Here is a 21,369-nt window from a genome sequence, read left to right as displayed (position 1 = left end):
CGCTGCTTCAGCACTATGGCTACGGTATCGTGACCCTGCTTGTTCTGATGGAAAGCATGGGCCTGCCCGTTCCTGCCGAAACCTGCATCATCACCGCATCGCTCTACTGTCTCAAAACCCACCATCTGGCTATTCAGGGGGTGGCTCTGGCCGCGATTGCAGGCGCGATCATAGGGGATAATCTGGGTTATCTGATCGGACGTCATTTTGGCCTGCCCCTGTTGCAAAAACATGGAGGAAAAATAGGCCTGACACCAGACAGGCTGGTGCTTGGCCAGTATCTGTTCCGCCACCACGGCAGCGCCATTGTTTTTTTGGGGCGTTTTGTTTCTGTCCTGCGCGTTTTTGTGGCCCTGCTCGCCGGTGCCTGCAATATGCACTGGCAACGCTTCATGCTGTTCAACGCACTGGGGGGCACATGCTGGGCAGGGGGCTACGCAATGGGCACGTATCTGCTCGGGCGTAAAATATCGGAAGTCTCCGGCCCTACAGGCATGGCCATAGGTGTGCTGACTGTCATCGGGCTGGTCGGGTCTGGCCTTTTCTTGCGCAAAAACGAAAAATACCTGACACAACGCGCCTTGGCGGAAGAAAAAACCCTCTCCCACTCTGCATAAAACAGACAATTCCCTGCGTGCACCTCCCCCGCCTGAAGGTCTTTCTGGCGATATTGCGAAACGGTTCCGTTTCGTTTATTTATAGGCCAACTTCACCTCCGCCATTATGGCAGCGAGTGTTTGCCAGCAGGGAGAGCACGCCTTATGGACAGGACCATTTGCAGCACATTCTGCTGTTATGCGCATGACACCCCATAACGTGCCGTACACTCTGCACCACCACCGCCAAGGCTGTTCTGGGCCACCGCGCGCAAAGACCTCTGGTGCTCTGGCACCCGATATCGTCTCGGTGCTCGACCAAATCTGCACCGATATCCGAAAGCCAGCAAAAAGCGTGGTTTTTCGGCAAGGCGAGCAGGCAGACTTTATTTACTTCCTTCAATCCGGCGCACTGCGTATTGATTGCCAGCTTGAGGACGGTCGCAATCTGGTGCTTGATTTTTTATGGCCAGACAGGTTTTTGGGCATTGTTGAAAACGACGTTTACGCATGGTCGGCAACAGCCCTTGTGGACGTGCATCTCAAACGCCTGCGCCGAAGCACCCTGCAATCCCTTGCACAGGATTATCCGCGTATTATGGACCTGCTGCTCCAGCAAAAATCGGCCTCCCTTATGGCCGCAAAAAACCACATCATCCTCATGTCCTGCCCAACAGCCACACACAAGCTGATCGGGTTTTTACTCGATTACAGCAAACGCCCGGAATACTATAACCCCGCAACACAGATGCTCACACTGGTCATGAGCCGCAAGGATATTGCCGATTATCTGGGCATGACATTTGAGACAACCAGCAGGGTTTTCAAATATCTGGAGACACATAACTACATCAGAAAAATCAATCACCGGCAGATACAGCTCACCCCCCACATATTGCAAGACGCATAAGCCAGCACAGAACGACCCCGGCAGATAACAAGAACCAATGACCGTCTGTGTATGGATGGGTCATCAAATTGGCATATCTGCACTGGAGCAATACCCGTTAAATCACTGCTTCGTTACCGGCAAGGCGCTGACAACACATGCGCACGTGACCGGCACACGAGGATCGGGCCGGGTGAAAAAACAGTTTTTTCCATACAGACAACAGTCTCAACCTTGGTACTATGTGCTGACCTGCGTCATAGGCAGCCTGCTCTGTCCACCCCACCTTGCACAGGCTGATAGCAGCGCCGAGATTGCACAACTACGCAGCATGGTTCTGCAACTGCAAGCACAGGTCAAAGACCTGCAAAAAAACCAGAAACGCTCCCACACCCCCCTTAGCCACCCACATGGCGGGCAGGCGCAAGGGCAGGCAGGCAGATATGGCACACCAGCCCAGTCATCCGCCGGCTCCCAGGAACATGCTCCCCTCCACGCCAGCAGTCCGCAGGGCGGAGAACTGGCAGGGCCAGTCCGTATTAACGACCAGCCTGTCGCACCTTTTTCGGTCGATCCGGCTCCAGTGGATGTGGCGCAGGACCAGCAGAACGTCAAAAGCATCAATCTGTCCTCTTCCAGTCCCACAGCACTCACCCAGACGGAAGTGGACAGCCTGCCCCCAATTTTTAAAATTGGTTCGGTCTCTGTCAAACTCGGTGGATTTGTGGACATGTCCAACATCTACCGTGACAAGAACCTGACTGCTGGCCCCGCCACCCCGTGGGGAGCATTCCCCTATTCCGGCAACCCCAATGCCCATGCATCGGAATACCGCCCTACCGCCCAGCTCAGCCGCTTTAGCCTGCTGATAGAGGGCAAACCAGCAAAAGGCGTAACAGTTGAAGCCTATGTAGAAAGCGACTTTGGTGGCTCTGGCAGCAATTCCAACGCCGTGCAGACCAACAGCTATGTGCCCAGAATGCGGCAGGCCTATCTGGCGGCAGATGACCGTGACCTTGGGCTGCACTTTCTGGCAGGTCAGGCATGGAGCCTGACCACAGGCTACACCAGCACCCTGCTACGCAGGCATGAACAGCTCCCACCCGTTGTAGACAGCAACCTTATCCCCGGCGTGACCTTTACCCGTGTGCCGCAGGTAAGGTTTATCAAAGACTTTCATCGCAAGTGGTGGCTTGGCCTGTCGGTGGAAACACCACAGGCCACCCTTGGGTTTGATGACTCAACTCTGGATTCAGGTGGCAACATCCCCCCAGCTATGGGGCAGACCACAGGTCCACACGTCATCTATAACAGCACAGGCACAGGGATGCTCGACCCTGAGGCCCATTACAGCCTGGATGCCGCACCTGATATTGTGCTCAAAGGTGCTGTCGATACCTCTGTCGGGCATTACGAACTGTATGGTCTGGCCCGGTGGTTCCGGACCATTGTCGTCACAGGGGGGGGCAATGGGGGCGTGGGTGGTCAGGCGCACTCCCACGTGGTCTTTGGCGGGGGTGTTGGTGGCTCCATGGCCGTGCCACTACTGGGGGGCAAAATGCAGCTTGTCGGGGATGTTCTGGCAGGCAAGGGTATTGGCCGGTATGGCCCAGCCCAGTTACCAGACATGACCCTGAGCAGTACCGGCGCACCCGCTCCCTTGCATGAGATTATTGGATCACTCGGGCTGATTGGCCACCCCACCGACAACCTCCTGCTATACACCTATGGCGGCGTAGAAGCCGCCCATAGGAGCGTTTATGAAGGTGCAGATGGCAATTACTACGGCTATGGCTCACCCAATGCCAGACTTTCAGGCTGCTCGGTCATGCTGGGCACATGCAATGCCCAGACCCAGTCTCTGGCCTCCTACACAATGGGAGGGTGGTGGCACCTGCTGGATGGGCGTTACGGCAGTGTGATGACCGGCGTGCAATATACCTACGTTCGCAAATTCGCTTTCCGCGGGGTAGATGATGGCGGCAATGTTTCCCGCCCCACGGCAAACGGCAACACGGTTTTTGTTACCTTCCGCTACTACCCCTTCCAGAACTGAGCGCGAGAGAGTCTGTCAGAACCTCAAGCGCTCGCTTGTTCCGGGGTTAATCCAGCCGGACAGGTGGGCGGATAAATGTTTCGATCCGGTCTGCAAAAATGGACGCAAGCCCGCGCAAAAGACCATACAATTCGACCTGATGTTTTCTATACAGCATAATGTGACCAATTCTGGCAGACAGGCCTCGCATAAAGCCACCACCCAGCACCCGCCCACCGGGCAGCGCCGCCCAGCCATTATAATTACCTAAGGCAACAATAGCGCCCTTGTTCTGGAAAATACAGGACGGCACCTCCTGCGCACGCTCAATCCATGCCGGCAAATGCTTTGCAAGGTGAATAGCCTGCTGGCGCGCCACCTGCGCCGTTGCAGGCAATGGGTCATCTACAATAAAAGAGCAGTCCCCCATTGCAAATATCCGGTTATCATCAACCGAGCACAGGTTGGGCTTAACCTGTATCTGCCCCGCGCGATTGAGCGAGAGCCCACCATAGGCCTGCGTAACCTCCGGTGCCTTAACGCCCGCAGCCCACACCCGCAACGCTGCAGGCACATGTGTACCATCCTTGAGAATAAACCCGCTCTGGTCAGCCCCCGCCACTCTGGCTGATGTGCGCACCTTAACCCCGATCCGCTCAAGCTCCTGCTGCGCCGCGACAGAAACAGATTCGGGAAAAGCGGGGAGAATACGGGCCCCAGACTGAAGCAGAGTAATACTGAGCTTGGGTGGTTCCTTGCCAAAAGCATGCAGGCTGACCGGGTCTACAATTTCAAGCGATTTATGCAACTCGGCTGCAAGCTGGGTGCCGGTCGCACCCCCACCAACAATGGCTATGTCCAACTCGGACGTATTGGCAAACGCCTTGAGCAGTTCCATACGAAACTTCTCGTTAAATGCATTTGCTTCCACAAGATTATCAATAAACAGGCAGTTTTCTTTAACACCGGGAGTGCCAAAGTCATTGGCGCAGCTGCCTACAGCCAGCACTACGGCATCATACGTCAATGTCCGGCTTTCCAGCACCGGCGTGCCATCAGATGCATGAAAAGGGCTGAGTGTTACTTGCCTTTTATCCCGATCAAGGGACACCACCTCACCAGGCCAGAATTCAAAGTGATTGCCACTTGCCTGAGACATAAAGCTGATACGATCATTTTCATTCATGACCGTGCCAGCGGCAAAGCAATGCAGCATCGGCTTCCATACATGGCAGAAACTCTTGTCCACCAGCGTAATACGGGCCTTGCCCTGCCTGCCCAGTGTTTTGCCAAGGCGCGTTGCAAGAGCCAGACCGGCCACACCACCGCCGACAATAAGAATTTCAGACCTGGATGACATCGGTTTTATAAACCTCTTTTAAAAACATGCACAACGGAGACCTGACAGAACAGGCTTTGCATAAGAAAAACGTGCCAGAATTATTTTGAAGCAGGGATTTTTTCGAATACTCTCACAACAAAGTATTCGTTGTATTCAGTCTATTTTAAAAATCCCGGTGGACATAAGTGCCCACCGGGATGTTCTGCTTAGAACGGAGCGTCAATATCAACCGTATTGATCAGCTTGTGGTTCACAAACTCCTTGATCCCAAGCCCGATCAGTTCACGGCCATAACCAGAGCGGGCAATACCGCCAAATGGCAGATCAGCCTTAGGCACCAGAGGATGGTTGATAAACACCATACCCGTACGGATCCGCGCGGCTACACGCGCACCGCGTGCCTCGTCCCGCGTAAAGACAGAACCACCCAGACCATAGGGGGAATCATTGGCAATACGCACTGCGTCATTTTCATCTTTTGCACGGTAAAGCTGCGTTACCGGACCAAAGAATTCCCAATGCCGGGCCTCATTATTTTCATCCAGACCGGTCATCAGCAGCGGCTGGAAAAATGCGCCTTTGCCCGGAACAGGTGCGCCAATGACTTCCACCTTCGCACCATGCCCCATGGCCCGTGTAACCTGATCGTGCAGGTCGTCCTTGGCTGCCTGGGAAGAAAGGGGAGCAAGCGTGGTGGACGGGTCCATCGGGTCCCCTGCCTTAAGCTCTGCCACGCCTTTTTTGTACAGTTCCACAAAGCGGTCATACACGGCATCAGCCACAATCAGACGCTTGGCAGAAACACAAACCTGCCCGGCATTCCAGTGGCGGCCAATAACGGCCCATTTTGCCGCTTTTTCTACGTCTGCATCGTCCAGAACGATAAAAGCATCCGCCCCACCCAGTTCCATGGTGGCTTTTTTGAGCGCTTTACCGGCGGTGCCTGCAATAATCACACCTGCACCTTCGGACCCCGTCAGCGCCACACCGCACACGCGGGGGTCATTCAGGATCATGGCTGTATGGGGGCGTGCAGCATACAGGTTGCGGAACAGGCCTTTGGGCAGACCCGCTTCTTCCATCAGGGTCTGGCAGGCAGCGGCACATTGCGGCAGGTTGGATGCGTGCTTGAGCAGCACGGCATTCCCGGCAGAAAGCTGGGGCGCAATAATGCGGACAACCTGATAGAACGGGAAGTTCCATGGCTCAATGGCCAGCACAATACCCAGCGGTTCGTGTACCAGCGTTGCCTTGCCTTCCGATGGGTGCGCAACCGGCAGGGATTCGGGCTTGAGGAGCTCTTCCGCAAATTTTGCGTAATATTCAAAAATTTCGGCAGAAAGAATGACTTCTTTCTTAGATTCTTCAAACAGTTTGCCCATTTCCAGCGTGCCAAGCAGGGCGTATTTATCCACATCCCTGCGCAGAATGGCAGCAGCGGCATTCAGGATCCGCGCACGTTCCGCAAAGGATGTTTCACGCCAGCTTTCATAAGCCTCATGGGCCTGTGTCAGCGCGGTCTGGACTTCTGCGTCCGTAGCATCGGGGAAAGTTGCAAGAACTTCGCCTGTATAGGGATTTGTTGTCGCGTAGGCCATTTTACCTCACAAATATGATAGCATCGCCAGAGCGAAAACGAACCCATTCCGCCTGACGTCCCGCTTCCAGACCGTATGTGGCCTCGGGATATAAATAAATAGACCAGTCAACTCTTTTTGAGGCAGATCGAAACCTTTGCGTTCTCGCCTGCCCCTCCATCCGCCGCCAGCACAATGCGGTCGGTTACCTCTGCGCACAAAAACCTTATGGGCCAAAACATGGACTGGAATGCGACCACGCCATGGCTCGCTTTTTGTGCAACGCACGCTGTCTGTATACGTAGGGATATAGATAAGGTCAACGCAAAAAATAGACCGATCGTCTTGAGATTCCTCTCAACTCAGTCATTCGTCCTGCATAACAGCATGTGAACAAAGGTTTTTTTAATTAAGACCGTTTAAGTCCCAATTAACGCAGGGCTGCTATCCCAGATTAGGGAAGAAGAAGCTGCTCCGAGGCACGCAGAGTTTTTTCAAACGGTTGCGAGCGATGGGTGATTTTGACCATCAAGGTTGCTCCCAGCCACAACTGGTACAAAGCCCCTGCCAAAACCTGTGGCTCCATGCCACGCCGCACTGACCCGTCCTGCTGCCCTTTGGCAATTGTGCCAGCAATACGATCAATCGCCTGAGCCGTGCCGGAATCCAGAATCCTGCGCATACGCTCCGATAAATCAGAAACCTCGGCAGCGAGTTTAACAATCAGGCATTTATCGCCTGTTTTGCCATCCACATGGGTTTCCTGCCAGAAACGGAAATACGCAAACAGCTGGTCCACTGCATTCCCTGCATCTGGCGAGAAGAGTGCATCCATTTTTTGCAGATAATCAGCCATATAGATTCGCAGAAGTTCCTCGCCAAACGCTTCCTTGGAATCAAAATAATGATAGAATGATCCTTTGGGAATGTTTGCCACTTCCAGTATCTGGGAAATACCTACGGCAGAAAACCCACGCTCTCCAACAATAGAACGCGCAGCTTCCACAATACGTTTTCTGGCTGCATTATGCTTTTCTTCAACACTCATACGTTTTGAATAGAGTATCCACTAAAAACAGTCAATACAACTAGACCGTTCGGTCTATATTTGTCCCCCCCCACGGCTCTTTTCCTCATTGCTGCCATCGCGTTGAACTGACTGGGCAAAAGGCCGGAAATCTGGTCCAATTGCCCTATGGCCATAACCCCCACACCAGCTTCAGCCCCGTTGCACAGGGTGCTTACAGTCGTTCTGTTCAACCTGCTTGTTTATATTGTTATTGGCCTGCCCAATGCCGTCCTGACCATTTTTGTGCACACCACACTGGGGTACAGCACAACATTGGCCGGGCTGACCTTTGCCTTGCAGTATGCCGCCACTTTTGCCGCCCGCTCCTCTGCCGGGCGACTGGTGGACAAGGTTGGCCCCAAACCCGTCGTCATCGGGGGGCTGGCCACCTGCGTGTGTTCCGGGCTGCTATTCGGCTGGGCCGCTACGCTCCATAATACCCCCGCCATCTCTTTAGCAGTTATGCTGCTCAGCCGTCTTTTTCTGGGCTGGGCAGAAAGCTGGACTTCCACGGGTGTTATTATTTGGAACATCCACCGGGCTGGCGCAGAGAACACTGCCCTTGCAATTTCGTGGAACGGGATATGCTCTTATGGGGGCATTGCGCTGGGGGCGCCAGTTGGCGCGGCTTTAGCACTTCTGCCGCCACCTTACGGTGGCCTTGTTGCCATTGGAGGACTCTCCGTAATTCTTCCCCTGCTTGGGCTGGCTCTTATTGGTTTTTACCAAGGGGCCAAACCCCATGCCTCCACGCAAGCCCCCATTCCTTTTCGCAAAGCCCTGCATCTGGTCGTGTGGCACGGCTCCGCCCTTGCTGCGGGCTCCATCGGGTTTGCTGCCATTTCATCTTTTCTGGCGCTTTATTATGCCGCGCATCACTGGCACGGAGCCGCTACCGCGCTGGCGGTGTTTGGCGTGGTGTTTGTGTGTATCCGCTTTTTCTTTGCAAAACAGATCAAACAGCGCGGCGGCGTATTTGTGGCCATGACCTCCCTGCTGGTCGAGGCACTGGGGCTCATGATTATTGGCACATTTCCATCGCACACATGCGCCCTGTTGGGGGCGGCCTTAACGGGTGCTGGTTTTTCGTTACTTTTCCCCGCACTCGGGGTTATGGCGGTCGAACGGGCCGGGCCCTATAATCGTGGGGCGGCGTTAAGCGCCTATTCCATTTTTCTGGACCTGGCGATCGCCTGTTCTGGCTTTACGCTTGGCCCGATTATTGAACTCTCGGGCTACCGCGCCATGTTCCTGAGCAGTGCAGGCTGCTGCCTGCTCGGGGCCACCATAAGTTACATGTTAAAGCGTAACCCGACTGCGCACTAAGCACGCAACCATACAAACCGGGCATAAAAAAAGCCGCCCCGAAAGGCGGCTTCAGACAGCATTTCTGCCAGTCTGGTCTTAAACTGCCTTGAGATTGACAGCGGACTTTTTGCCGTTACGGCCTGCTTCGATTTCGTAAGAAACCTGCTGCCCTTCGCTGAGCGAAGCCATGCCTGCACGTTCAAGAGCAGAAATGTGAACGAACACGTCCTGCGCACCATCCTCAGGCTGGATAAAACCGAAACCCTTGGTCGAATTAAACCATTTTACGGTGCCTGTTGCCATAACTAGGCTCCTTTTTTAACGTCGTGGTCGCGCACAGAACACGTGCGCAATCGTAACTTCCAACAGGACAAGACCGACACAACGCGCGCCGGGCAGCCTTGTAAGAGCATCCACTTTTTGTGTTTACGCAGATTTTTTATCAAACCGCAAGGTTTTATTTTTACGATTCAAGAAATAAACCTCTAAAATCAGGATAACTAATTTATAATATTGAAATTATTCATAGTTTTTTATGCTATAATTATTCACATTTATTATCTTATTTCCCCATTTTTATAAATTTTTAACCCTAGTCAATAACCGCACTCATCAGCCTTTTTGGTGTCATTCCACCACGTGTTCACACCATAGCTGCACTGCACAGGCTGGATGGAACACGCCATTCGCGTTATGGAAAATCCGCTCCATACAACCTTCAAGGCCTTTTTCATGCCCCACTCCCAAACTCCACCAAGCCAACCAGCCGGCGCGCATGATGTGGTCTGGAAAGATTGCCCTGAAGCGGCCCTGCTCAACCTTGTTACAGCAGAAATCGTACAGAATTTCCCGCGCCCTTTGCAAGACGACAACCGGCGCGTTCACACACCCACGCTCTTTGCAGCGCTGGGCAGTGTCTGCGGGTTTACCGCTCAGGCCAGTCTGTCAGCATTGATGGACGCAGGCCTAAGGCCGGAGCAGGACATGATGGCCCACACATTGGCAGGGGGGCGGACATTCCTGTTTGGCGAACAACTCAACCAGTTTCTGATGCACGGAGACCCCAGCGTCCACAACCCCGGCCTCTGGCCCTGCCTGACCAGCGCCGCCTTACAGCAAGGCTGTGCCGTGCTGGATCTGCCAGACCTGAATACCCAGTTTGCATGTGTTGCCAGCCGTCTGGGCACCGCAGAAGAAGGCATACCCGATGTTGCGGCACCGTTTCACCCCCTGATCGCGACAGAAAACCTGCGGGAGGCCATGTGGGTTTATATGGAGCCCATTTTTTTACAAAATTACCCCGATAAACCCGGTCCACATGGCCCACTGCCCAAACCATTATGGAGTTCGGCAATGAATGTGGCGGCCGGCATGCTGTTCGCCACGCTCTTCAAGGTCATGGAACCCCGCACATCCATGGCTATTCTTCTGCAATCTGCCATTTTTGGTTCAAAAATCATAGAAAACTGAAGCACTGACCCAAAAACACGCAGGCTCGTCTCTCAACTGGTTACTTGTCCAGCCTTGCGGGCCTTGCGGCGTGCAAGGCGCTCCTTCATGGCCATACGCTCGTAACGAATTCTCTGTCGCACCCAGTTCAGTATGCCAGACGACATCAGCACAAGAATGCCAACAAAAGTCCAGACATCCAACGGTTGACGGAAAACAAGGTAGCTCAGGGCCACCCCCCACACCATCTGGCTATATTGGGGCAGAGCCACCCGGTTAGCCGGAGCACGGGCGGTCGCCATCATCATCATCAACTGCCCCAGAGCCGCCAGAAATCCATACCCGAACAGGTAAACCCACGCCGTCGTAGTCGCTGGCCACTGGGCGTGCAGCCCCATAAGAAGCCCGTTCCCGACCAGAGGCCCGATCAGACTGGACCCGAAAAGGGACAGGCGCGTACGCTCCTTATCCGCCAGTCGATAGGCAATAACACTGCCCGCGTTGGCAAACGCTGCAATAAGAGCACATAAATGCCCCCAGTGCAGCGCCCGAAACCCGGGGCGCAACACAATCAACACCCCGACAAAACCCAGCACAACTGCCAGCCACGCCCAGAATGTCACTTTTTCCTTGAGCAGTATTACGGACAGGATTGTCACGAATAACGGCATCAAAAACATAAGAGAAAATGCTTCGGGCATAGGAAGCAGCATAAAGGCTTCCACACTGGCAGCCGTGGCAGCAAAAACGCAGCCTGCCCGCAACAGCCACATACCCCATTGCTGCGGGCGGACAATATCCAGATACGATTCATCTGGCCTACGGATAAGCGGAAGAATCAGAAAACCAAAAACGCCGCCAGAAAATGCAACTTCAAATGGATCAAGCTGACCTGCCAGCAATTTGGAAAACGCATCGCTGACAGAAAAAGACGCGTAAGCCCCAAAAGCTAACGCCATACCGGAAAAAAGAGTTTTAGTGTCCATTGAAGCCGCTATATCTGTGAGAAAAATCCTGAATTCAGGATAGTATTTGGTAGCAATAAGGCCCGGTCAGCACAAAGTAAAACCTATTTTCCAGTTTTGTATTTCTGGCATCAGGTTTTTCAATCAATCCCGCAAATCATGTTCTAGCAAAAACAGACGTGCCAGCATATGCACGCGCCATCCTGCGGGCCTTATGTCAGATGGGTGTCTGGAATATCGTCAGCAAGATCACTGGCCAGACACCACCATTTTTCACGCGTTTTTTTATTATGCTTTGCATGGTACATAGCCATGTCGGCACTTTTTAACAAATGTTCCGCATCCGCACCATCCTGTGGGTAAAAAGCAAGACCCAGCGTCATACCCACCATGGCGGAAGCACCTGTTATGACGACAAAAGAATCTTCAACCGCACCATGCATAGTATTGAGCACAACTTCGGCCTGCTCAGTCGCCTGCGCTGTTACCAACCCTTCCAGAACCACAACAAACTCATCCCCGCCCAGTCGGGCAATATAATCGGTCTGGCGTAGCAGGCCCCGTAAGCGCTGGCCAAGCTGGAGCAAAAGCCTGTCTCCCGCCTCGTGCCCATACGTGTCATTCACCTGCTTAAAACCATCCAGGTCAATCAGGCCAACCGCTACGGTTGTGGCATTCCGCTGCGCCCGCGCAAGTGCCTGCGGCAGATATTCCGCAAGTGCCAGACGGTTGGGTAGGCCGGTCAGCACATCCTGCCGTGCCCGCTGGGCTTCCTGCTCCTGCAAACATTCAATCCGCTGTTTGACATCCAGCTTATCCAGCGCATGCCCCAAAAGACTGGCAACCCGCTTGCACAGAGCAATACTATGCTCATCAAAAACCTGTGCCTGTGGAGACGCAAAAGTCATAAGCGCCCATATCCGATCCCCCCGCCAGATGGGTGTAGACAGAACCGCACGCCAGTTATTAGCCTGAATAAACGCAAAACATGGATTATTGGCCTGCTCGGTCAACTCGTCATTACTGTAAACAAGCTCCTGCCCTTTCCATGCGCGCATGAATACAAACGGCTGGTCCCGCGCGCAGTCATCGTTCAGGCAGGTATTAATCTGTTCAATGCCACCTGTTCCCTCACCTGCACGGGACAAAACATGGACTTGCCCCGCATGATCCACCCGACCAATCCAGACAGCATGGAACAGTGTGTCCCGCACAAGATCCGAACAGGTGCGATTGCACATTTCCCCTTCATCTGTCGCAAGCAGCACGGCATCTGCGGCATTAACCAGCGCATGGTAGAGACGTCTGGCCACATCTCGGCTTGTGACATCCTCCAGTGTCCAGACAGAAATATCATTATGCAAATCGGACAACTGAACACCAGAACAATCAGCAATCAAAATCTGGCCATCAGCACGGGCAAGACGCACGCCAGCAATGCGCACCTCACGTTTTTGCGCCAGTTCATCATAACACGCGGCAACACGCCTGAATTCATGATGATCTGCAAAAAGAATTTCGGTTGATTTTCCAACCAGAGTATCGGCCGGCATACCCAGCATGTGTGTGGTATAGGAATTGGTCATCTGCACCACTCTGTCTTTTACAAGCAGAATGCCCACCACAGAGTTATCCAGCAGCGCAGCTTTTAGCCGCTGGCTGTAAATCCGGTCCAACCCCATGGAAATATTGATGCACACCTCTTTAAGCAAAATTTGAACCTGATCATCAAAAATGTCAGACTTTTCGTGATAAACACTGAAAATTGCCCAAACTTTTCCATCTCTGTAGATAGGCAAAGCCGTATTTGAGCGTAGCCCCAGCCGGAGTGCTTTCTCTTTCCATGGCGCCAGTGTGGCATTTTCCATAAAAGATGCGTTAAATATGGGCGAACCCGTACGCCAGACCTGACCAATGGTGCCCCGACCTTCTGGCACATCCGCACGCGCAGAAATAACAATATTATCCAGATATGTGCTCGCACCACTTATAGCCAGAAACTTGAAACACTGATCTTCATCTGGTCTGGTGATCAAAGCAATTTTGAAATGGGCGTACCGTATGGCCATATCGCAGATTTCCCGCAAAAGACCAGACTCATTGTTAGCCTGACTGGCACATTGACTGGCCTGCGCCATAAACATGTTAAAATCGGTCAGCCGACGCAAACGTACCATCTGCTCACGATCACGCCGACGAATGAGAAACTCACCCGCTATAACCAGCAGCGCAAGAAAAAGGGCCTCTGCACTCCAGCGTGCTGGAGCTTGCTGGCTGTAACTGCGCCACACACGTGAAGAGGGGACCAGTGTCTGCACCACAAACGGATACCCCGGCACCGGAGCCTGTGCGACCATCTCTGGCTTGACGGACAGCAACGGATGAACCTGCACCTGCATATGCAGCAAATGCGTCAAAGATTGCCCATTGCGGGTATCGATAACAGTAAAATCCCATTTCCTGTAATCAGGGGGCAGTTCCTGCTCATCCAAAAACCTGTTCAGGCGATAGGGTGATCCTAGAAAATACCCTGTTTCACCGGCATCTTTTTCACGCACCCGCATGGGTAGAACGACAGTGCCCAGATTTTCGGAATAATGTACGGGACCCAAAAAATGATTGGGCATTTTGGGAACAACCGAAAAATCCCGGAGTGGTTCAAGCTGATATTTTTTCTGCCCAGAGGTGGACCACTGTATGCTGTCCCCATCCGCCCCAAGCACGCTGAACGTCGAATACGCAGGACGAGACAGCAGGTAATGGCGGAGCAAAAGCTCCATTTGAGCGGACATGGTCTCTGGCCTGTCGTCCGGCCCGTGGAGCGCTACCAAAGCCATATCAAGCTCTGTAAAGCGCGTATCCAGCCGCTCCATAATCAGATTGGCATATGCCTGACCATCTCTGCGTGCGGCCTCGTTTACTTCTGCGATAGCATGCTGGTATTCATCAAACTCGATCGCAGTGCCACAAATCACCACCACCAGAACAGGTAGAGTGTAATTCATGACCACTCCGGTCCGTTTTTTTGCATTCCTGAAAGAATGATACAAAACGGAAGAGAAAGATGAAATTTTGCTCACGCGCATGACCATGTGTTGAATTTTACAACAAATTTTCGCGCAAGATATACTACAATACCCTCGCACACTCCATGTTTTTCCAAGAACAGATGGAAAATATTTTTATGACAACACACTACACTCATGTGTTTGTCGCAACACATGAGTGTAAAAAAGATAATCCTATTTTCAAACTTTCTTTTCAACAGAATGTAAAAACCAGATATGCTCATATCCCGGCTCTTTTCCCTTGATGCCATTGGCAACGGGGGAGCGGTCTATGCTCGCAATCGTATAATCCTGCGCGTAATACCGCTCCACATCCTGCGCCATAACCGCAAAAGGCGGACCGGACAAACGCTCCTGATCATATTCTACACAAACCAGAAACTGATCCGCACATTTGGTAAGTTGTGTAAGATGACGCGCATAGCGTGCCGCCATAGGTGCTGGCAAAGCCACCAGAGCCGCCCGGTCATAAACAATATCGACCGGACCAAGCATATCAGGCGTGAGGGCAAAAATATCCGCGACAAAAACTCTAATATTTACCCCCTCAAATACCACCACGCCAGCAGGCAAGTGGGATATGACAGGATGAATACCCAATTCCGCAAACAACTGCTCCACCGCAAGGTGACTCAGTTCTACACCAATCACTCTATAATTATTTTTCAGAAGCCAATGTATATCAAGGCTTTTACCACATAACGGCACAAATACGCACCCACCGCGCACGGCACACAGGCCGGAAAAATAGGTCACCAAGGCGGGGTGAGGATGTAACGCATGGAACCCAGTCTCGTTGCGTTTCCATTTTGCAAGCCAGAATTCAGCGTCCATTTACGAGCCCCACCCTTGTCGATAATAATTACGCATGTGGCGCAAACAGAATAACTGCTGCACCCAGTAGACATAGACCTACCCCAGTCAGGTCCCACCGATCTGGCGGCATACCCTCCACAAGCCACATCCACAACACGGCAACGGTAATGTACATGCCCCCATACGCCGCATAGGCACGCCCCGCCACAGACGTATCCACCAAGGTCAGCAAGTAAGCGAACAGCAACAAAGAGGCGCATCCTGGCAAAAGCCAGAAAAACGTCTTTCCCAGACGCAACCACGCCCAGAATGCAAAACATCCACCAATTTCTGCCAGTGCCGCAGCCAGAAAAACCAGCCCGGTTTTCATACCATTTCACTGCACGTCATTGTGCCCGCACCCCATCAATTCCCTAATTTTTATGTGCAGCCTATCATTCTTCAAGAAAAATTATTGCCAGAATAAAATCTGGCCATCTCCTATCAACAATCAACCTTCACACGCACCGTCAATCCGCCTCCGCCACACGCCTTCCACCCTCGGTGCCTTTGGCAAAGTTGCATTCCACCGCCGACTGTCACGATAATGTGATAACCTTGCCCTGTTAGAAAAATTGACACCATGAATGTCCATATCATTGTTATAAAAGAATTTTATGTACATTTTGATGATATTTTTCCCATCATGCGGAAGATACAACAATAGGCGTCTACCCTGCCCGAGAAAAAGTGTCGAATATGTTTGTTTATTCATCACACATCTAGGGCAAACGCATGTTTCCCTTTCTTTATAATATCCAATCCGGTGGTTTTATTTTAAATAACACATCACATTTTTATCAAATTCCTTGTTTAATAAATAAATATTCAAGATTTCCGTTGACTTTGGGGGGTGAGATATATTCAAAATTTAAGGGGTATCACACAGAAAACTATGCCATAGTGTCTACTGTTCTTTCATCTGGCATAGTCGTCTTGCGATCGGCTTCCCTCAGGTTTAGCCATATAATCAAAGATTGAGTTCATGCCAGATTATGCAAACCCGCTCTTATCTTCGTGCATTAACGATACGTTCTTTGCCGATATCCTGGAGCAGGCGGCAGATGGCATTATTATTATTGATGATAAGAACAGGATTGTTTTTTTCAACTCTGCGGCTGAACATTTATGGGGTTACCCCGCCTCCACCGTTTTAGGCAACGATGTCAATACACTTTTGCCGCTGGAACATCGCGATCACCACTCTGGCTATATCGCGCATAACCGGCAAACAGGCAGTCACCGCATTGTCAACACATCGCGCGAGGTTACTTTCGTGCGGAGCAATGGTGATTATGTTGCTGCAGACCTCTCGCTTTCCACAGCTCTACTGGGGCCTGAGCAAAAACGTTATTATATGGCGTTTATTAAAGGCGTTACCGAAGAGGTCCACCGTCTCAAGCTGCTTGAATTACAAAGTCAGGTTTTTACGTCACTGACAGGCTACACGACCATACAGGACGTGGCCGATATGCTGTGCAGTAAAGTAGAAAAACTGGTCCCCAACAGTATTGCAGCACTTCTCTCAGTCACCGTCCATGGCAGCATTTCCATACTTTCGGCAAAAAACTTACCGGCTAACACTGTTAAACAACTGACCAGTATAGTCCTTACTCCATCTGACATGAAAGACCTGCGCGCGCACCCCCACCACGCCTACGCAGTAGTCTGGCCCAACAAACAAAGTCAGGAATCTAACACTGATCTGCATGATTGCTGGGCTTCAGCCATCTGCAATGCCTCTGGAGAACTTCTGGGTATTTTTGTACTGTTTTCGTGCAACAAGGACAAAATTACGGACTGGCCCCAAAAAATTGTTACAGGGTGCGTTCCCTCCTGCGCCTCGATTATAGAGCATGAAAGAACACGTTACAGAATAAGCCAGTATAACAATATAGACCCCCTTACAGGCCTGCTGAACCGCTCTGCCCTGACAACCCGCCTTAAACAGATGGCCGCACAAAATGGGCAGGCACCATTTGCCATACTCATGCTTGATGTGGACCTGCTGCAGGATGTCAACAACGTCATGGGGTATAATAGTGGCGATATTCTTCTCCAGACAGTCGCACGCCGCATTGCCTCCCTATGCCGGACGCAACATCTGGTGGCACGTTTGGGAAGTGATGATTTTGTGGTCGTCATGCCCGATGCTGACAGGACAAAATCCTGCAAGCTGGCGCATGACCTTAACTGCATTGCACGTGAACCCATTGAAGTAAAAGGGCGTGATCTGGTCGCCTCACTGAGTATTGGCATAAGCCTGTATCCTGATGATGGCACAGAAATAGAGGAAATACTTGGCGCATCGGAAATTGCCATGCGACAGGCCAAAAAACAGGCTCGTGGAGGGTTCAGGTTTTTTGGCAAAGGTGGCAACAGCAATGTACGTGAACGCCTCATTATTGGTTCCGCACTCAGGGAGGCCTTGCACAGAAAAGAGCTGTATCTGGTGTACCAACCGCAGATCTGCGCCCTGACTGGCACATTATGCGGAGTAGAAGCGCTCAGCCGCTGGCAACATCCGTCCTTGGGGTTAATCCCTCCATCCACCTTTATTCCCATTGCCGAGGAAACGGGGCAGATTGAAGCCATTGGTCTATGGTCTTTGGAAAAATCCTGCGCGCAAATCCGCCAATGGGAGCAAGACAATGTCTATGTGCCCATTGTGAGCGTCAATATGTCTGCCGTGCATTTCTGCAGTATGGAGCTACCCGAGCAGATTTTGTCCATGCTGCACAAATACAGCGTGGACCCGCAACGCCTGACAATAGAAATTACCGAAAGCGTTGCCATGCGACAGGATCCCGAAACCGCATCCAACCTGAACGCCATACGCGATATGGGCGTTGGGTTATCCATGGATGATTTTGGTACCGGGTTTTCATCCCTGTCACGTCTGGCACAGCTCCCCCTCACCGAGATTAAGATAGACCGAAGTTTTATTGAAAATTTTGAAAATAATATCAGTTCCCTTGTCGTCGCCGAGGCCGCCATCAGCATTGGTAAACGGCTCGGAATCAAGGTTGTCACCGAAGGGGTCGAGCAGAAAGCACAGGAAACAAAATTACAGGAACTAGGCTGCGATATTCTGCAAGGCTACTTCTACAGCAAACCCCTGCGCGCGGAGGAAATTCCTTTATGGCTTGAGGCCTGCCCAACCCGGCAGGCCAGCAGAGGATAAGGACCTGCCACCCCCTTAACCTGCGCTCCCCCTTTGCCATAAAGCACCAAAAGAGAGTATTCTGTCGCGGTCTCCTAACCAGCGTATGTAACCACCACTCCCCTATGACCGACCATAGCTGCACCACACCCACCAACGCGCAGCCCGTATTGTGCGAAACTGAACTGGTGGCTGTTCTGGTCTGTATCAGCCACAACACGCCCCATATTCTTACCCTTGAGCATGGGCGTTCCTTTCCCTCTGGCCCCCTTATGGTTGAGCACCGCTCCTTGCAAAAAGGGATGCGTACCTGGGTTGAACACCAGACGGGGCTTAAGCTGGGCCATACAGAGCAGCTTTATACATTTGCAGACCCACGGCATGGCCACGGCCACCAGATGGTGCGTATCTCCTATATGGCGTTTATCCGGCAGAACTCCGAGCACACTCTGGCCGCGCACTCCATTTACGACTATTTCCCATGGGAGGACAGGCGCGACCCGGATTCTACCCCCCTGCTCCACACGATTGCCAACAGGTTAAGGCTCTGGACATCGGGCAATGCCCAACGCTGGCAAAGATGCGCCACCGTTTTTGGCCTTGATGGTCATAGCTGGAATGATGAACTCAGCCTGCAACGCTATGAACTCCTGTGGGAAGCAGGGCTGGTGGCAGAATCCCACTGGCAGAATGTCCCCCTCCTGCCGGGCCTGAGCATGGCCCATGACTACAGACGCATTCTGGCCACAGCGCTGTCACGCATGCGGGCAAAAATTCGCTACACTCCTGCGGTATTCGACCTTCTGCCTGTGCAGTTTACACTGCTGCAACTCCAGCAGGCCATGGAGTCTCTGGCTGGTCGTTTTATGCACAAACAGAACTTCCGCCGCCTTGTGCAGCAACAAAAGCTGGTCAGCCAGACTGCGGAATACGATTCTCCTGTACAGGGACGGCCAGCACAGCTTTATCAATTCGCCCCCGAAATGGCTGAACACTGCTACCTAGCGGGTGCTAAGCTCCCGCTCCCTGCCATCTCCTGAAAAAGTGTTTGCCAGCGCTCTTGCAATTCCTACGCGCTATATATACTCATTAAGAGCATATATAGCGCGGAACAATGGAGCAGAACAATGTCTGCATCACTCATGGCCAGCAGAGACCAACTCTACCACCCTGTTGCCCACATTATGCTGCGGGAACAATGGGAAGCCAATTATGCGGCAGACATTGAGGCCATTCTACGCCTGAAGCAGGAAAAAAACGCCGTTATCCTTGCCCATAACTACCAGACGCCGGAAATCTTCCATTGCGTGGCCGATATACGGGGCGACAGTCTGGCACTGGCCCGCGCCGCACAAACCGTAGATGCCGACACCATGGTTATGGCCGGTGTGCATTTTATGGCGGAAACCGCAAAACTGCTTAACCCGGAAAAAACAGTCCTGATCCCCGACGTGACGGCAGGCTGCTCTCTGGCTGAGGGCATTACTGCCGAAAACGTGCGTGAACTCAAAAGACGTTACCCCGGCGTGCCTGTTGTTACCTATGTCAACAGCACAGCCGATGTTAAGGCGGAAAGCGATGTCTGCTGCACATCCGGCAATGCCAGAAGGATTGTAGAAAGCCTTGGCGTGCCACGCGTTATCATGATTCCTGATGAATTTCTGGCCCGGAACATAGAAGCCGAAACCGGAATAGAAATGCTGACATGGCCCGCTCACTGCGAAGTGCATGAACGTTTTACACCCCAGGAAATCAGGCAATACCGCCGCCTGCACCCCGGCCTGAGCGTTATTGCCCACCCCGAATGCCCGCCGGACGTGCTGGCCGCAGCAGACCACGCGGGCTCCACTGCACAGATGATCGACTTTATCGACCAGAAAAAACCTCCCAAAGTCCTTCTGGTGACAGAATGTTCCATGAGCGACAACCTGGCCGCATTATACCCTGAAACCCAGTTTGTGCGCCCCTGCAACCTATGCCCCCATATGAAGCGGATCACCCTGTCCAACATCCGTCAGGCGTTGGAGCGCATGCAAACCGAAGTGACCATACCTGAACATCTGCAACACCCCGCCCGTATGGCGGTTGAGCGGATGTTGGCCATTTAACCCGACCGGAGCCAAAACCCACCATGACCACCGGCCTGCACCTACCCTCCCTGTTGTGGGAGCCGATTGTACGCACAGCTCTTATGGAAGATCTGGGCATTGGGGGAGATGTCACCACGCAAGCACTGGCAAAACCGGGGCAACAGTTGCGGGCGGCCTTCTGTGCACGCAAGGATGGTGTTGTGTGCGGCCTGGAAGGCGCGCGCCAGACCTTTGCCATGCTTGACCCGACCGTGCGCTTCAGCATGCTCAAACAGGACGGGCATCAGATTAACAGTGGAGATGTGCTGGCAACGGTGGAAGGCAGTGCCTACGCCCTGCTGGCAGGGGAACGCACGGCGCTCAACCTGCTCTCCCACCTTAGCGGCATTGCCACACATACGCAGCAGATTGTGCAGGCCGTAGCAGGTACCAAGGCCCGCATTGCCTGCACCCGCAAAACCCTGCCCGGCCTGAGATGCGCACAAAAACACGCTGTCCGGGCCGGTGGCGGCAGCAGCCACAGGCTCCGGCTGGATGACGCCATTCTTATCAAGGACAATCATATTGCCCTGTGCGGTGGCAACATCGATCAGACCCTGCACGCCGCCAGACAGTATGCGGGACACCTGATGAAGGTGGAGTTGGAGGTCGACACACTCGAACAGCTTGAACAGGCCCTGTCCTGTGCAGGGGCGGACGTGTATTTGCTGGATAATATGTCCATCCCACAACTGGAGCAGGCCGTGCGCATGATTAATGGCCGCGCACTGGCGGAAGCCTCTGGCGGCATTACCTTACAGACAGCTCTGCCCATCGCCCAAACGGGTGTGGATGTTCTCTCGCTCGGGTGGCTGACTCATAGCGTACACGCACTCGACATCGGTCTGGATATCGTCGAGACCTGAATTTACCCCCATACCCCGACCAGAACGCCCCGCTTTATAACGGGCAGTTCCTTGCGCA

General features: G+C 52.7%; 17 protein-coding genes. 9 read left to right on the top strand and 8 right to left on the bottom strand.

Translation table 11 applies throughout. From position 1 onward, the window contains the following. Nucleotides 1-29: 29 nt before the first annotated feature. From HK26_RS06280 to HK26_RS06270, 3 genes are all read left to right on the top strand, one after another. Nucleotides 30-617, top strand: a complete 588-nt coding sequence (locus tag HK26_RS06280; protein WP_257640885.1) for a DedA family protein — start codon at nucleotides 30-32, stop codon at nucleotides 615-617. Nucleotides 618-951: 334 nt separating this feature from the next. Continuing rightward, nucleotides 952-1,506 (top strand): Crp/Fnr family transcriptional regulator, encoded by a 555-nt coding sequence (locus HK26_RS06275; RefSeq protein ID WP_180539366.1) that lies wholly within the window; start codon nucleotides 952-954, stop codon nucleotides 1,504-1,506. 172 nt (nucleotides 1,507-1,678) lie between these two features. Continuing rightward, entirely contained in the window at nucleotides 1,679-3,541 is a 1,863-nt protein-coding gene (locus HK26_RS06270) for a hypothetical protein (protein WP_257640884.1), read from the top strand. A 46-nt stretch (nucleotides 3,542-3,587) separates the two neighbouring features. Here HK26_RS06270 and HK26_RS06265 read toward each other — a convergent pair whose 3' ends face one another. The 3 genes from HK26_RS06265 to HK26_RS06255 form a co-directional block, all read right to left on the bottom strand. Continuing rightward, nucleotides 3,588-4,880 (bottom strand): NAD(P)/FAD-dependent oxidoreductase, encoded by a 1,293-nt coding sequence (locus tag HK26_RS06265; RefSeq protein WP_086638982.1) that lies wholly within the window; start codon nucleotides 4,878-4,880, stop codon nucleotides 3,588-3,590. Between the two features lie 188 nt (nucleotides 4,881-5,068). Continuing rightward, nucleotides 5,069-6,460: an NAD-dependent succinate-semialdehyde dehydrogenase gene (locus tag HK26_RS06260; RefSeq protein ID WP_086638981.1), complete on the bottom strand. Its 1,392-nt coding sequence runs from the start codon at nucleotides 6,458-6,460 to the stop codon at nucleotides 5,069-5,071. A 433-nt stretch (nucleotides 6,461-6,893) separates the two neighbouring features. Next, nucleotides 6,894-7,487 (bottom strand): TetR/AcrR family transcriptional regulator, encoded by a 594-nt coding sequence (locus HK26_RS06255; protein WP_086638980.1) that lies wholly within the window; start codon nucleotides 7,485-7,487, stop codon nucleotides 6,894-6,896. Between the two features lie 147 nt (nucleotides 7,488-7,634). Between HK26_RS06255 and HK26_RS06250 the strand changes: the two genes are divergently transcribed. Then, a complete protein-coding gene (locus HK26_RS06250; RefSeq protein ID WP_086638979.1) occupies nucleotides 7,635-8,834 on the top strand; it encodes an MFS transporter in 1,200 nt (399 codons plus the stop codon). 78 nt (nucleotides 8,835-8,912) lie between these two features. Here the strand turns inward: HK26_RS06250 and HK26_RS06245 are convergent, their stop codons facing one another. Next, entirely contained in the window at nucleotides 8,913-9,119 is a 207-nt protein-coding gene (locus HK26_RS06245) for a cold-shock protein (protein WP_025825484.1), read from the bottom strand. 369 nt (nucleotides 9,120-9,488) lie between these two features. Here HK26_RS06245 and HK26_RS06240 point away from each other — a divergent pair, with 369 nt between their 5' ends. Continuing rightward, a complete protein-coding gene (locus HK26_RS06240; protein WP_086638978.1) occupies nucleotides 9,489-10,286 on the top strand; it encodes a hypothetical protein in 798 nt (265 codons plus the stop codon). Nucleotides 10,287-10,318: 32 nt separating this feature from the next. On the opposite strand, the gene HK26_RS06235 is transcribed toward HK26_RS06240, so the two are convergent. From HK26_RS06235 to HK26_RS06220, 4 genes are all read right to left on the bottom strand, one after another. After that, complete coding sequence (locus HK26_RS06235; RefSeq protein ID WP_257640883.1) at nucleotides 10,319-11,251, bottom strand: DMT family transporter; 933 nt, start codon at nucleotides 11,249-11,251, stop codon at nucleotides 10,319-10,321. A gap of 191 nt (nucleotides 11,252-11,442) precedes the next feature. After that, nucleotides 11,443-14,235, bottom strand: coding sequence for a sensor domain-containing diguanylate cyclase (locus HK26_RS06230; protein ID WP_180539363.1), 2,793 nt, complete (start codon nucleotides 14,233-14,235; stop codon nucleotides 11,443-11,445). A 243-nt stretch (nucleotides 14,236-14,478) separates the two neighbouring features. Then, entirely contained in the window at nucleotides 14,479-15,132 is a 654-nt protein-coding gene (gene tmpT, locus HK26_RS06225; protein WP_086638976.1) for a thiopurine S-methyltransferase, read from the bottom strand. Nucleotides 15,133-15,160: 28 nt separating this feature from the next. Continuing rightward, nucleotides 15,161-15,484 (bottom strand): YnfA family protein, encoded by a 324-nt coding sequence (locus HK26_RS06220; RefSeq protein WP_086638975.1) that lies wholly within the window; start codon nucleotides 15,482-15,484, stop codon nucleotides 15,161-15,163. Nucleotides 15,485-16,138: 654 nt separating this feature from the next. On the opposite strand from HK26_RS06220, the gene HK26_RS06215 reads away from it, so the two are divergent. From HK26_RS06215 to nadC, 4 genes are all read left to right on the top strand, one after another. Beyond that, complete coding sequence (locus HK26_RS06215; RefSeq protein WP_086638974.1) at nucleotides 16,139-18,337, top strand: sensor domain-containing protein; 2,199 nt, start codon at nucleotides 16,139-16,141, stop codon at nucleotides 18,335-18,337. A gap of 104 nt (nucleotides 18,338-18,441) precedes the next feature. Then, nucleotides 18,442-19,356: an NUDIX hydrolase gene (locus HK26_RS06210; RefSeq protein WP_086638973.1), complete on the top strand. Its 915-nt coding sequence runs from the start codon at nucleotides 18,442-18,444 to the stop codon at nucleotides 19,354-19,356. A gap of 87 nt (nucleotides 19,357-19,443) precedes the next feature. Beyond that, entirely contained in the window at nucleotides 19,444-20,424 is a 981-nt protein-coding gene (gene nadA, locus HK26_RS06205) for a quinolinate synthase NadA (protein WP_086638972.1), read from the top strand. A 23-nt stretch (nucleotides 20,425-20,447) separates the two neighbouring features. Further along, nucleotides 20,448-21,311, top strand: coding sequence for a carboxylating nicotinate-nucleotide diphosphorylase (gene nadC / locus HK26_RS06200; protein ID WP_086638971.1), 864 nt, complete (start codon nucleotides 20,448-20,450; stop codon nucleotides 21,309-21,311). Nucleotides 21,312-21,369 lie beyond the last annotated feature (58 nt).

The organism is Acetobacter okinawensis (assembly GCF_002153655.1).
Classification (GTDB): domain Bacteria; phylum Pseudomonadota; class Alphaproteobacteria; order Acetobacterales; family Acetobacteraceae; genus Acetobacter; species Acetobacter okinawensis_A.
Note: the sequence above shows the minus strand (reverse complement) of the source record. Positions and strands in the feature narration are given on the sequence as shown.

Bases quoted from the DNA above. Each gene is read 5' to 3' on its own strand.
- HK26_RS06265 (WP_086638982.1), bottom strand. From the start codon at position 4,880: ATGTCATCCAGGTCTGAAATTCTTATTGTCGGCGGTGGTGTGGCCGGT.
- HK26_RS06260 (WP_086638981.1), bottom strand. From the start codon at position 6,460: ATGGCCTACGCGACAACAAATCCCTATACAGGCGAAGTTCTTGCAACT.
- HK26_RS06255 (WP_086638980.1), bottom strand. From the start codon at position 7,487: ATGAGTGTTGAAGAAAAGCATAATGCAGCCAGAAAACGTATTGTGGAA.
- HK26_RS06250 (WP_086638979.1), top strand. From the start codon at position 7,635: ATGGCCATAACCCCCACACCAGCTTCAGCCCCGTTGCACAGGGTGCTT.
- HK26_RS06245 (WP_025825484.1), bottom strand. From the start codon at position 9,119: ATGGCAACAGGCACCGTAAAATGGTTTAATTCGACCAAGGGTTTCGGT.
- HK26_RS06240 (WP_086638978.1), top strand. From the start codon at position 9,489: ATGGAACACGCCATTCGCGTTATGGAAAATCCGCTCCATACAACCTTC.
- HK26_RS06235 (WP_257640883.1), bottom strand. From the start codon at position 11,251: ATGGACACTAAAACTCTTTTTTCCGGTATGGCGTTAGCTTTTGGGGCT.
- HK26_RS06230 (WP_180539363.1), bottom strand. From the start codon at position 14,235: ATGAATTACACTCTACCTGTTCTGGTGGTGGTGATTTGTGGCACTGCG.
- tmpT (WP_086638976.1), bottom strand. From the start codon at position 15,132: ATGGACGCTGAATTCTGGCTTGCAAAATGGAAACGCAACGAGACTGGG.
- HK26_RS06220 (WP_086638975.1), bottom strand. From the start codon at position 15,484: ATGAAAACCGGGCTGGTTTTTCTGGCTGCGGCACTGGCAGAAATTGGT.
- HK26_RS06215 (WP_086638974.1), top strand. From the start codon at position 16,139: ATGCCAGATTATGCAAACCCGCTCTTATCTTCGTGCATTAACGATACG.
- HK26_RS06210 (WP_086638973.1), top strand. From the start codon at position 18,442: ATGACCGACCATAGCTGCACCACACCCACCAACGCGCAGCCCGTATTG.
- nadA (WP_086638972.1), top strand. From the start codon at position 19,444: ATGTCTGCATCACTCATGGCCAGCAGAGACCAACTCTACCACCCTGTT.
- nadC (WP_086638971.1), top strand. From the start codon at position 20,448: ATGACCACCGGCCTGCACCTACCCTCCCTGTTGTGGGAGCCGATTGTA.